This window comes from Rhodococcus triatomae (genome assembly GCF_014217785.1).
GTDB lineage: Bacteria > Actinomycetota > Actinomycetes > Mycobacteriales > Mycobacteriaceae > Rhodococcus_F > Rhodococcus_F triatomae.
Genome location: NZ_CP048814.1, coordinates 4,381,266 through 4,392,904, shown reverse-complemented (window position 1 = coordinate 4,392,904; position 11,639 = coordinate 4,381,266). Strand labels below are relative to the sequence as shown.

The following is an 11,639-nucleotide window of genomic DNA, read 5'->3' as shown; positions in this document are numbered from 1 at the left end:
CTGTTCTGTTCCCACTCATACCGCGGCCTCCTCGGCTCCGACGAGCAGCCGGAACAGGACCGCCATCCGCATGTGCACCCCGTTGGTCACCTGCTGCAGCACCGCGGCGCGCGGCGAGTCGGCCACCGCGGAAGCAATCTCCATGCCGCGCAGCATCGGGCCGGGATGCAGCACGACCGCGTGATCCGGGAGCATTCCCAGTCGCCTGTCGTTGAGGCCGTAGTTGATCGAGTACTCACGTTGCGAGGGAAAGAACCCGCCGTTCATCCGCTCGGCCTGTACCCGGAGCATCAGCACGGCGTCCAGCCCCGGCAGTTCCGCGTCGAGGGAATGCGCGACCGTCACCGGCCACGTCTCGACCCCGACCGGAAGCAGGGTCGGCGGGGCGACGAGGACGACCTCGGCACCGAGCATCGACAGCAGCAACGCGTTGGAGCGGGCGACCCGGCTGTGCAGGATGTCGCCGACGACGGCGATACGCCTGCCCTCGACGGATCCGAGCCGCTGCCGCAGGGTCAGTGCGTCGAGAAGCGCCTGCGTCGGATGCTCGTGAGTGCCGTCGCCCGCGTTGATCACCGCCGGACCGCCGTCGTCCATGCCACCGGTCCACCGCGCGATCTGGTGCGCGGCACCGGACGACGGGTGACGCACGATCAGCGCGTCGGCCCCGGCTGCGCGCAGGGTCATCGCGGTGTCCCGCAGCGATTCGCCCTTGGACACCGAGGAACTCGACGCGCTGACGTTGATGACGTCGGCGCTCATCCACTTGCCCGCGACCTCGAACGACACCCGGGTGCGGGTGGAGTTCTCGAAGAAGACCGTCATCACGGTGCGGCCGCGCAGGGTGGGCAGCTTGCGGACCTCACGGCCGAGCAGCGCCTGCTCGAATCGCTCCGCCTCGTCGAGGAGCGAGGTGGCCGACTCCCGATCCAGATCGGCGATCGACAGCAGATGCTTCACTTAGCTCTTACCCCCGGAGATCATGACCGCGTCGCGGCCGTCGTGTTCGGCGAGCAGGACGCTGACATCCTCGCTGCGTGCGGTGGGGACGTTCTTGCCGACGTAGTCGGCTCGCAGCGGAAGTTCACGGTGTCCGCGGTCGACCAGCACGGCGAGCTGTACTCCGCGAGGCCGCCCGAGATCGCGAAGAGCGTCGAGCGCCGAGCGCACGGAGCGGCCGGAGAAGAGAACGTCGTCGACGAGGATCACGAGCGCGTCGTCGACCCCGCCTTCGGGCACCGAGGTGCGTTCCAGGGGTCGGTGCGGTTTCGTGCGCAGATCGTCGCGATACAACGTGATGTCGAGAGAGCCGGTGGGTGGGCGGATGCCGGAGAATTCCTCGATCCGGTCCGCCAGCCGAGTGGCGAGGGTGGTGCCGCGCGTCGGGATTCCGATGAGGACGACGCGGGCTGCGTCGCCGTCCTCGGATTCGGAGCCGCCTGCCGCATCCAGCGCGGTCTTCTCGATGACCTGGTGCGCGATACGGGCGATCGTCCGGCCGACATCGGCGGCGGACAGCAGCTCACGAGCCGCTGCGGGTGGTGTTGGATCTGCCGCATCATCGGCAGGGCGTGAGCCCTCGGGCACGCGCATACAACGACCTCCTTCTCCGCCTCACTGGACGGATCGTTAAAGGATGCCTGACGTGGGCCATCGTAGCAGCGACCGGAGATCGCACCGCACCCGCCCTCAGACACCCACGTTCACCTCCTCCCCCGGCCCACAACCGGGTGAAGGTGGCTTTCGACCGGTCAGACCGGTCGAAAGCCACCTTCACCCACGAGGAGGGAGGGGTCCAGTGCGTCGGTGGATCAGTCGGTCGGGTCCGACGGCCCCTGCTGCGCCTCGGCGGGAACGTCGACGTCCGCCGATTCCCGGGCGTCTGCGGTGGATTCGGTCTCGGCGGCACGCTGCGAGGTGGCGGCGGCGGCCGACCGCACCTGCGGCGCGACGAGGACGACCTGTCCGAGAACTCCGTTGACGAAGCCGGGAGAATCGTCGGTCGACAGCTGTTTCGCCAGCTCGACGGCCTCGTCCACCGCCACGACCGGCGGGACGTCGGCGGCATGGAACAACTCCCACACCGCCAGGCGCAGAATTGCCCGGTCCACGGCGGGGAGCCGATCGAGAGTCCAATCCTGCAGATGCGACTCGATGACGGAGTCGATCCGGTCCAGGTTCTCCGCGACGCCGGTGACCAATGTCACCGTGTATCCCGGCACCGGCGCGACCGAATCGTCCTTGGCCGCGAGGTCCGCCCGGTCACCGGCGAGGTCGACCGGGTCGAGGTCGCGAGCCTCGGCTTCGAAGAGGAAATCGACGGCGCGCTTCCGTGCCTTGTGCCGCGCGCCGAGCTTCTTGTGCGTACCGGACACTCAGGAATTCACACGCCCGAGGTAGTTGCCGTCGCGCGAGTCGACCTTCAGCTTGTCACCGATGTTGATGAACAGCGGAACCTGGATCTCGGCACCGGTCTCGAGTGTCGCCGGCTTGGTCCCACCGGTCGAACGGTCGCCCTGCAGGCCGGGGTCGGTGTGCTTGACCTCGAGCTCGACCGTGACGGGCAGCTCGACGAACAGCGGGGCGTCCTCGTGCGTGGCGACCTGGACCTGCATGTTCTCCAGCAGGAAGCGGGCGCCGTCACCGACGGTCTCCGGGCTGATCGACAGCTGGTCGTAGGTCTGGCCGTCCATGAAGATGTAGTCGGTGCCGTCGTGGTACAGGTACGTCATGTCACGGCGGTCGACCGTTGCGGTCTCGACCTTGACGCCGGCGTTCCAGGTCTTGTCGACGGTCTTGCCCGAGAGCACGTTCTTGATCTTCGTACGCACGAAAGCCGGCCCCTTGCCGGGCTTGACGTGCTGGAACTCGAGGATCTGCCAGAGCTGGCCCTCGATCTTCAGCACGAGACCGTTCTTGAAATCACTGGTGTCTGCCACTTACTTCGCGTCTCCTTGTTCGTTGCACCCGCCGGTGTCCGTCACAGCCGCCGGTCGGACCCGACCCGGGCGACGAGCCACCGCACATCGAGTGAGGTCACACCACGGTCAGTTCCTTGTCGGTGAGCGTGAGCAATTCCGGGCCCTGTTCGCGCACCACGAGCGTGTCCTCGATCCGGACGCCACCGCGCCCGGAGAAGTACACACCCGGCTCGACGGTCACCGCCGCACCGACCGAAAGTGTACCGGTGCCCCGCTGACCGATTCCGGGCGCTTCGTGAATCTCGAGTCCGACACCGTGCCCGAGGCCGTGCACGAACAGGTCCCCGTATCCGGCATCGGCGATCACCCGCCGCGCCGCACCGTCGACGGCGGCCACCTCGGTGCCGGGTACCAGCGCCGCCCGGCCCGCCGCCTGCGACCGCGCGACGAGCTCGTAGACGTCGCGCTGCCACTGCGCCGCGGCGCCGAGCACGTAGGTGCGGGTCATGTCGGAGTGGTAGCCGCCGATCCGGGCACCGAAGTCGAGTTTCACGAAGTCGCCGTGGGCGAGTACCGCGTCGGTGGGACGGTGATGGGGCACCGCCGAGTTCGCGCCGGTGGCGACGATGGTCTCGAAGGAGACCGCGTCGGCGCCGTGGTCGAACATGAGGTTCTCGAGATCACGGCGGACCTGCTTCTCCGTCCGGCCCGGGCGCAGTCCACCCTGGTCGAGCAGGTCCGCGAGGGCGGCGTCGGCACACGCACAGGCCGCCCGCAGGCGGCCGATCTCGAATTCGTCCTTGATCGCACGCAGCGCTTCGACCAGATGCGGCGTCGACACCAGCCGGCTCGGCGACACCAACGGCTCCCAGGTCCGGAACTGGTCGACGGTCACGACGTGACTCTCGAAACCGAGCGAACCCACACCGTCCGCGACGGCCTTCTCCAGGAGGTGGACCGCACTCGCGCGGGCGATCTCGGCCGGCAGATCCGGAACCTGCTCCGCGACCTGCGTGACGTACCGGCCGTCGGTGCACACGACCGTCCCGTCCTCCCCCGCAGCACGGACCAGCAGCGCGGCCTGCGAGCCGGTGAAGCCGGTGAGATAGCGGATGTTGAGCAGATCGGTGACGAGGATCGCCTCGCACCCCTGGTCGGCGAGTACACGGCGCAGTGCCTCGCGGCGGCGTCCGAAATCGGCAGGCATCGGTTCAACGTACCGCCGGACCAGCCGGACCCGCTGCTCCGGCGCGCGACCCCGTCGCCCGTACGACGTGAATCCGCTCCGGGTGTGGGGTGCAACACACACCGGAGGTACCCTGTCCGCATGAATGCGTGGGTGGTACGCGGCCTCGGCATGGCCCTGATACATGTTCTGGTACGGACGTTCCTCGGGGTGGCCCTCACCCAGTGGCCGCTCCAGGGCTCGACGTTCCGGTTCCTCGGCCTCGTCGTGGTCGTGGTCGCCGCCGCCGGATGGGGGTGGCTCGATGCCGCCGCGGACAGCCGCAGGCACCCGGAGGAGGACACCGGCAGCGACCTCACGATGCGGTGGCTGCAGGCCGGCGTCCTCGGCGCCTTCCTCTCCGCGGTGATCTGCTGGATCCTCAACTTCGTCCCCGGCCTGAACGTGACCAGCAACTCGCTGTTCTTCGAGCTCACTTCCGGTGCGGCGTTCACGATTCTGCTCATCTTCGTCCCCGCGATCATCACGTCCGCGATCGCCCGGTTCGTGGCCGGTCGACGCAGCGGACCCGCCCACGTCTCGCCCGCCGCCGACGCGTCGGTTCCGGTCGGCGCGGCCGCCGCGCCCGGCGCGACGATGGCCTACGGAGCCGGATACGCGCCGGAAGCCCACGAGACCGACTCGTTCGGGGAGACGGAGCACCACTACGGGGACGGGTCGGTGGACCCGAACGCCGACACCACCGTCTTCGAGGCCGTCACCGAGGATCCGTCCCCGCCTTCCGAAGACGCGCCCACCGAGCAGTGGTACCGCGACGACCAGCGCTAGACACCAGAACGGCGGCAACCGCCGGAGCTGCACCCTACGACGAGACAGGCCCCGTGGAAGAGTCCACGGGGCCTGTCTCGTTCCCCACTGCGTCGAGGCCGGAAGCCGCAGAGCCGCAGATCAGAGCAGGATCGCGCCGCCGCCGGGCGCCTCGTCCCGGCCGATCGCCGAATACGCTGCCACCAGGAGCGACGGGTCCGGGCCCTCCAGACGGCCCGGCTTCGCCAGGCCGTCGAGCACCACGAACCTCAGCCGACCGGCGCGGTTCTTCTTGTCCGTCTGCATGCCTTCGAGCAACTGCCCGAAGGCGTCGGCGTCGTACGTCGTGGGCAGGCCGACGGCCTCGAGAATGCGGCGGTGCCGGTCCGCGGTCTCGTCGTCGAGCCGACCTGCCAGGCGCCCCAGCTCCGCGGCGAAGACCAGGCCCACCGCGACGGCCGCGCCGTGCCGCCAGCGGTACCGCTCACGCCGTTCGATCGCGTGGCCGAGGGTGTGGCCGTAGTTGAGGATCTCCCTCAGGTCCGATTCGCGGAGGTCGGCCGCGACCACGTTCGCCTTGACCTCCACCGAACGACGGATCAGTTCGGGCAGCACGGCTCCCGCCGGGTCCAACGCGGCCTCGGGATCGGCCTCGATCAGGTCGAGGATGATCGGGTCCGCGATGAACCCCGTCTTGATCACCTCGGCCATCCCGGCGACGATCTCGTTGCGTGGCACAGTCTCGAGCGTGGCCAGGTCCACGAACACCGCGGACGGCTCGTGGAACGCCCCGACCAGGTTCTTCCCGGCCTCCGTGTTGATTCCGGTCTTGCCACCGACGGCGGCGTCGACCATCGCGAGCAACGTCGTGGGAACGTGCACGACGCGCACACCGCGCATCCAGGTGGCCGCCACGAAGCCCGCGAGATCGGTGGCGGCTCCCCCACCGAGGCTGACCACGGCGTCTCTGCGGCTCAGTCCGATCCGCCCGAGGACCTCCCAGCAGAAGCCCGCGACGGCCAGTTCCTTGCCGTCCTCGGCATCCGGGATCTCGATGCGGTGGGCGTCGATCCCCTTCTCGGCCAGCGAACTCCGGATCACCTCGGCGGTCTCGGCGAGCGGCGGCTGGTGGAAGATCGCCACGGTCCGCGTGCCCTCGAGTTCCTCGACGAGATCACCCAGCAGACCTCGGCCGATCACCACGGGATAGGGGTCCGCCGTCTGTACCTCTACGCGTACCGGTTCGGTCACTTCGTCACTGCTCCCGTTTCTCGACATCGAATTCCTGAGGGGCCCCGGTGTTCCGGTCCCGTGTCAGTTCGGCCACCAGTTGGCGCACGACGCGTCCCGGACTGCGTCCGTCCGTGCGGATCCGGAGGGTGGCCACCTTCCGGTACAGCGGTCGGCGTCGTCGCATCAGTTCCTGATACTTCGCCCGTGGATCGCCGCCGGTCAACAGGGGGCGGCCGGTGTTGCCGCCGGTTCGCTTGAGACCCTCGGACACACTGATCTCGAGATAGACGACCGTGTGTCCCGCGAGCAGCCGCCGCGTGTTCGGCGAGAGCACGGCTCCCCCGCCCAGCGACACCACGCCGTCGTGCTCGGCGAGCGCCTTCGCGACGACCTCCTCCTCGAGTGCCCGGAACGCGGGCTCGCCGTCGGCGGCGAAGATCTCGGGGATGGTGCGCCCGGCGGTTTCCTCGATCGCGACGTCCGTGTCGAGCAGCGGCACCTCGAGAGCCTGGGCGAGGCGTCTGCCGATGGTGGACTTGCCGGCACCGGGAGGCCCGACGAGGACGGCCCGCGGCGACATCAGTGCGGCGGGCGGAGCGCGATCGCGTCGGCGTAGCGACGGAAGTTGGACCGGGTCTCCTCGATCGAGTCCCCACCGAACTTCTCGAGCGCTGCCTGGGCGACGACGAGCGCCACCATCGCCTCGGCCACCACTCCCGCTGCGGGAACCGCACAGACGTCCGAGCGCTGATGGATCGCGACCGCCTCCTCGCCCGTCGACATGTCGATGGTCGACAACGCGCGGGGGACGGTGGAGATCGGCTTCATCGCCGCGCGGACCCGCAGGGGCTGACCGTTGGTCATGCCCCCCTCGAGCCCTCCCGCCCGGTTGGTCGCACGGGCGATCCCGTCCGGTCCAGGCGTGATCTCGTCGTGCGCGACGCTGCCGCGGCGACGAGCGGTCTCGAAGCCGTCGCCCACCTCGACACCCTTGATCGCCTGAATCCCCATGAGTGCCGCGGCGAGACGCGCGTCCAGCCGTTCCGCTCCGGAGACGAACGAGCCCAGGCCCACGGGCAGTCCGTGCACGACGACCTCGACGATCCCGCCGAGAGTGTCGCCGTCCCGCTTGGCCGCGTCGATCTCCTCGACCATCGCGGTGGTGGATGCCTCGTCGGCCGCGCGGACGGGGCTGGCGTCGATCGCGGCCGCGTCCTGCGGGCTCGGCACCGGGCCGTCGTAGGGCGCGCTCGCACCGATCGAGATCACGTGCGAAAGCACTTCCACACCGAACAGCTGGCGCAGCATGTTGCGTGCGACGGTGCCCGCCGCCACGCGTGCGGCGGTCTCCCGGGCGCTGGCCCGCTCGAGCACGGGCCGCGCGTCGTCGAAGCCGTACTTGAGCATGCCCGCGTAGTCGGCGTGACCGGGCCGAGGCCGCGTGAGTGGCGCATTGCGTGCCTGGTCCTCGAGCAGCGCCGGATCGACCGGGTCCGCTGCCATGATGGTTTCCCACTTCGGCCACTCGGTGTTGCCGATCTCGACGGCGATGGGTCCGCCCAGCGTGAGGCCGTGACGGACGCCACCGAGAACGGTGACCTTGTCCGCCTCGAACTTCATCCGAGCGCCCCGGCCGTATCCCAGCCGTCGGCGGGCAAGTTGTGCCGAGATCTCCTCGGTCGTGATCTCCACCCCGGCCACCATTCCCTCGAGCATCGACACGAGGGCAGGTCCGTGGGACTCTCCAGCAGTTATCCAGCGCAGCACATCCGCTATCTTTCCACGACTGCCGCCGATGCCGGTCCGTCACCCCCACGAGGCCACGGCGAGAGCGCCGAGTGCCGCGAGGCACATCGACGGCCCGTGCGGGACGCGCCCTCCGGTGCGCCGCACCGACGCGATACCCCACCCTGCGGTCAGGATCGGCGCGAGCACGGCGGCACACAGCCACACGGTGGCGCCCGCGAGGCCGGTGACCGCCCCGATCCCCAGCGCCAGCTTGACATCACCCGCTCCCATCGACGCGGGCGAGACGAGCCACACCGCGCCGTACAGCCCGGCGAGAACGACACCCGCGAGAACGCACGTCGCGGCCCGCCCACCGGCTGCGGCGTAGGCGACGATCAGGGCGAATCCCGGCAGGGTCAGCACATTCGGCAGTCGGTGGACTCGGAGGTCGGTCGCGCACAGGCTCAGACACCATCCGATCAGTGCCACGGCGGCCGACGTCTCGGCCGGCCCGTCGGTGATTCCGGCAGCGAGCGCCCCGCCGATCGCCCCCGCGGCTTCGTATCGTCCCGCCGCGACGGCCGCGCCGACGGCACGGCGGGCAGCGAGCCGGGCGAGTACACCGGCCGCCGTCCCCAGCACCGCACCCAGCACGAGCATTCCGACGAGCGGCCACGGCGACATCCCTGCGTCCATGCCGTCAGCATGGAACGAGCGGCCCGCACCTCGGTCCGGGTCCGGTGCCCTGCGAACAGGTCTGTGGATCGATGCGAGCCTGTGGACAACGGCCCGGTCGGTGGCTCGCTCAGTGCAGCGCTGCCGCCATCGCCGCGCGCGGTGCCGGCCGGCCGGTGAATTGCTCCACCTGTCCGAACGCCTGGTTCAGCAACATCGACAGGCCGCCGACGACCGTGCCCCCGCGGGCCGCGACCGCCTCGGCGAGTGGCGTCGGCCACGGATCGTAGATCGCGTCGAGGACGAACGGGGCACGGCCGAGCGCATCGGCGAACGGCGCCGCTGCAGCCGCGGGAACGGTTCCGACGAGGACCTCGGACCGCGCGGACACCTCCGCCAGACGGGCGTCGTCCAGCGCCAGCCATTCCACGGCGAGACCCACCGCGGCGGCGCAGTCGATCGCGCCGTCCGCGCGCGCTCGGTCCCGCGCGACCACGGTGACCGACTCGACCCCCAACCCGGCCAACGCGACGAGCGCGGGACGCGCAGTGCCACCAGCGCCCACGACGACCGCCCGGCCCCCGGTGACGTCACCGAGACCGGCATCGAGCAACGCCCCACTGACGCCGTCGACGTCGGTACAGTCCGCCCGCCAGCCGTCGGCGGTGCGGACCAGGGTGTTCGCGGACCCGACGATCATCGCCCGCTCCGTCCGGACGTCGGCGAATTCGAGCGCGGCGATCTTCCCGGGCATCGTCACCGACAGGCCGATCCATTCCGGGCCGAGGCCCGCGACCAGCCCGGGTAGTTGCTCGGCGGTGCACTCGATCCGGTCGTAGGTCCACTCGACAAGTCCGAGAGCGCGATACGCCGCCAGGTGCAGTTGTGGGGAACGCGAGTGCGCGATCGGTGAGCCGAGAACAGCGGCCTTGCGCGCGGGTGCCGCCGGGCCGGCCGAGGAGAACGCCGGGCCAGCCGAGGAGAACTCAGCGGCCACTGTCGAGAATTCCGCTCTGCAGAGCATGCCGGGTGTTCGACAGATGCTCGTCGTAGCTGTTGGAGAACAGCGTGGTACCGGCTTGGTCGATGGTGACGAAGTACGTCCAGTCCCCCTGCTCGGGGGCCTCGGCCGCCTGCAGCGCCGCGATGCTCGGCGACGCGATCGGCGTGGCGGGCAGTCCCGGGCTGGCGTAGGTGTTCCACGGCGTGACCTCGGCGCGGTCGGCGTCGGTCGTGGCCAGTTCCGTGGTGTCCAGGGAGTAGTTGACGGTGGAGTCGAACTGCAACGGCTGGCCGATCGCGAGGCGATTCACGATGACCCGCGCGACCTTGGCGAAGTCGTCCGGCTTCGCCTCACGCTCGACCAGGGACGCGGAGATCAACACCTCGTACGGCGTCATCCCGACATGGCCACCCGCGGTACGGATCCCGGTCTCCTCGTACGCGGCCGCACTCTCGGTGACGAGCTTGCGCAGGATCGCGGTCGGGTCCGCGGTCGGGTCGAAGTCCCAACTGCCGGCCGCGATGAGTCCTTCCAGCTGCCGGTCGCGGTCCGGGACGTTCGCCACCGCGTCCGCAGCCCAGTCGGGTACCCCGAGATCGGCGAGATCCCCGGCACCGGCGGTGTTCAGCTCGTCGTACTCGATGCACTGCTGCGCTCCCTCGGCGCCGATGCAGCTCGCTTCCGCGATGAGCGTGTAGATCCCCTTCTTCACCGCCTCGGTCTGCACGTCCCGCGAGTCGTGTAGTTGGCGTCCCTCGGAGATCACCATGTGTCCGACCCGCGCACCGGGCGCGACGAGCGCACTGACCGCCTGTGCTGCGGGTATCCGGCTCGGGATGCTGTAGAAGCCGGGTTGGACGGTGTTCATTCCCTCGTCCAGCAGCGCCGCGCGGTAGAACGCGTTGGAGCTCGCCACGACATCCTTGTCCGCCATCGAGCGGGCGATCTGCTCGGCGGTGTCCCCCGGGCTGACCTCGACGACCACCGGCTCACCACCGGGCCCGGCGTAATCGGCCGGCGGGTCGTCGGCACCGAAGAACACCTTGCCGCCGACGAACAGGAGTCCACCGAGTACGACCAGAACCATCACCGCGGCGAGGCTGCCGACCCACTTTCCGCGGCGCCGGCGGCGGTCGCTGGCCTGGCGCCGGCGGCGGGCCTGGGCACGGGACCCGTGGGAGGCCACCCCCACCTCCGCGGGGATCGCCCGGATCACCTGGGTCTCGTCGTCGTACCGGGGGCGATCGGTGTAAGGGGGACGATCGGCATACTCAGGAGGATCGGCGTAGTCGGCGGACTCGCCGTAGCCGTCGCGGTACTCCCGATCCTCGTACTCGGCGTCCGCATAGCCGGCGTCCGCATAGCCGGCGTCCGAGTAGCCCGAGTCCGAGTAGCCCGAGTATCCCGAATCCTGGTACGCCGGTTCCGCGTAGCCCGGATCGGAATAGCCCGTGTCGGCGGACTCGGGCCCCTCCTCCGGTACGTACCGATCGCCCGGTCCCGGCGCACGCCGGCCGTAGTGTGCGTTCTCCCCGACAGGACGCCACTGATCACTCACGGCTACGGCCCGCCCCCGTTCTCGTCTGCTCGCGTGTCCTCGATGTGCACCGACCTGCTCCGCTCGTCCAGCCATCCCTGCAATATCGCCACCGCGGCGGCCTGGTCGATGACCTGGCGCTGGCCCCGGGCGTCGACTCCGCTGTCCCGCATCGCACGCGACGCGGCCACCGTGGTCAACCGTTCGTCGGCCAACCGTACCGGTACCGGCTCGACGGCTCGACGCAGTCGTGTCGCGAACGCCACCGCGACCGACGCCGCCTTGCCCCGCTCTCCGCGCAGGGTTCGCGGCAGACCGACGATAACCTCCACCGCCTCGTATTCCGTGACAATGTCGGCGATCCGCCGGATGTCCGGCGCGTCGGGACCCCGGTCCTTCGCCCGCGGCACCGTCTCCACCGGGGTGGCGAGAATCCCGTCCGGATCACTCGAGGACACCCCGATCCGGACGCTTCCCACGTCGATTCCGATCCGCCGTCCACGCCCGGGGTCGTCGGTACCGGGACGATCCGGCTCACCGGCGAGCACC

General features: G+C 69.9%; 13 protein-coding genes. 1 reads left to right on the top strand and 12 read right to left on the bottom strand.

Annotated features, from left to right (window positions below; genetic code table 11):
* Positions 1–15 precede the first annotated feature (15 nt).
* From G4H71_RS20890 to G4H71_RS20870, 5 genes are all read right to left on the bottom strand, one after another.
* Complete coding sequence (locus G4H71_RS20890; protein ID WP_072738168.1) at positions 16–960, bottom strand: aspartate carbamoyltransferase catalytic subunit; 945 nt, start codon at positions 958–960, stop codon at positions 16–18.
* A complete protein-coding gene (gene pyrR / locus G4H71_RS20885) occupies positions 961–1,593 on the bottom strand; it encodes a bifunctional pyr operon transcriptional regulator/uracil phosphoribosyltransferase PyrR (protein WP_072738167.1) in 633 nt (210 codons plus the stop codon). It abuts the gene before it with no gap.
* A 218-nt stretch (positions 1,594–1,811) separates the two neighbouring features.
* Positions 1,812–2,375 carry a transcription antitermination factor NusB gene (gene nusB / locus G4H71_RS20880; protein WP_072738166.1) on the bottom strand — a complete coding sequence of 188 codons (564 nt, stop codon included), beginning with the start codon at positions 2,373–2,375 and terminating at the stop codon, positions 1,812–1,814.
* Complete coding sequence (gene efp / locus G4H71_RS20875; protein ID WP_072738165.1) at positions 2,376–2,939, bottom strand: elongation factor P; 564 nt, start codon at positions 2,937–2,939, stop codon at positions 2,376–2,378. It lies immediately after the preceding gene.
* A 97-nt stretch (positions 2,940–3,036) separates the two neighbouring features.
* The gene (locus G4H71_RS20870; RefSeq protein ID WP_072738164.1) at positions 3,037–4,128 is read right to left on the bottom strand and encodes a M24 family metallopeptidase; all 1,092 of its coding nucleotides are present in this window, start codon (positions 4,126–4,128) and stop codon (positions 3,037–3,039) included.
* A 120-nt stretch (positions 4,129–4,248) separates the two neighbouring features.
* On the opposite strand from G4H71_RS20870, the gene G4H71_RS20865 reads away from it, so the two are divergent.
* Positions 4,249–4,935 carry a B-4DMT family transporter gene (locus tag G4H71_RS20865; protein ID WP_072738163.1) on the top strand — a complete coding sequence of 229 codons (687 nt, stop codon included), beginning with the start codon at positions 4,249–4,251 and terminating at the stop codon, positions 4,933–4,935.
* 120 nt (positions 4,936–5,055) lie between these two features.
* Here G4H71_RS20865 and aroB read toward each other — a convergent pair whose 3' ends face one another.
* The 7 genes from aroB to ruvX all read right to left on the bottom strand — a co-directional run bounded on the left by aroB (position 5,056) and on the right by ruvX (position 11,638).
* Positions 5,056–6,165 (bottom strand): 3-dehydroquinate synthase, encoded by a 1,110-nt coding sequence (aroB, locus tag G4H71_RS20860; protein ID WP_072738162.1) that lies wholly within the window; start codon positions 6,163–6,165, stop codon positions 5,056–5,058.
* Between the two features lie 4 nt (positions 6,166–6,169).
* Positions 6,170–6,727: a shikimate kinase gene (locus G4H71_RS20855; RefSeq protein ID WP_072738161.1), complete on the bottom strand. Its 558-nt coding sequence runs from the start codon at positions 6,725–6,727 to the stop codon at positions 6,170–6,172.
* Positions 6,727–7,914, bottom strand: a complete 1,188-nt coding sequence (gene aroC, locus G4H71_RS20850; protein ID WP_072738160.1) for a chorismate synthase — start codon at positions 7,912–7,914, stop codon at positions 6,727–6,729. Before aroC ends, G4H71_RS20855 begins: the two co-directional genes overlap by 1 nt.
* Before the next feature lie 39 nt (positions 7,915–7,953).
* Positions 7,954–8,571 (bottom strand): prepilin peptidase, encoded by a 618-nt coding sequence (locus G4H71_RS20845; protein ID WP_072738159.1) that lies wholly within the window; start codon positions 8,569–8,571, stop codon positions 7,954–7,956.
* Between the two features lie 109 nt (positions 8,572–8,680).
* Entirely contained in the window at positions 8,681–9,457 is a 777-nt protein-coding gene (locus G4H71_RS20840; protein ID WP_246442883.1) for a shikimate dehydrogenase, read from the bottom strand.
* A 79-nt stretch (positions 9,458–9,536) separates the two neighbouring features.
* Positions 9,537–11,111, bottom strand: a complete 1,575-nt coding sequence (locus G4H71_RS20835) for an endolytic transglycosylase MltG (protein WP_254777835.1) — start codon at positions 11,109–11,111, stop codon at positions 9,537–9,539.
* Positions 11,112–11,113: 2 nt separating this feature from the next.
* On the bottom strand, positions 11,114–11,638 hold the full coding sequence (gene ruvX, locus G4H71_RS20830) for a Holliday junction resolvase RuvX (RefSeq protein ID WP_072738157.1): 525 nt from the start codon (positions 11,636–11,638) through the stop codon (positions 11,114–11,116).
* Position 11,639 lies beyond the last annotated feature (1 nt).

What these genes read in the sequence shown, in the direction of transcription:
- pyrR (WP_072738167.1), bottom strand. Translation starts at nt 1,593, where the DNA reads ATGCGCGTGCCCGAGGGCTCACGCCCTGCCGATGATGCGGCAGATCCA.
- G4H71_RS20870 (WP_072738164.1), bottom strand. Translation starts at nt 4,128, where the DNA reads ATGCCTGCCGATTTCGGACGCCGCCGCGAGGCACTGCGCCGTGTACTC.
- G4H71_RS20865 (WP_072738163.1), top strand. Translation starts at nt 4,249, where the DNA reads ATGAATGCGTGGGTGGTACGCGGCCTCGGCATGGCCCTGATACATGTT.
- G4H71_RS20855 (WP_072738161.1), bottom strand. Translation starts at nt 6,727, where the DNA reads ATGTCGCCGCGGGCCGTCCTCGTCGGGCCTCCCGGTGCCGGCAAGTCC.
- G4H71_RS20845 (WP_072738159.1), bottom strand. Translation starts at nt 8,571, where the DNA reads ATGGACGCAGGGATGTCGCCGTGGCCGCTCGTCGGAATGCTCGTGCTG.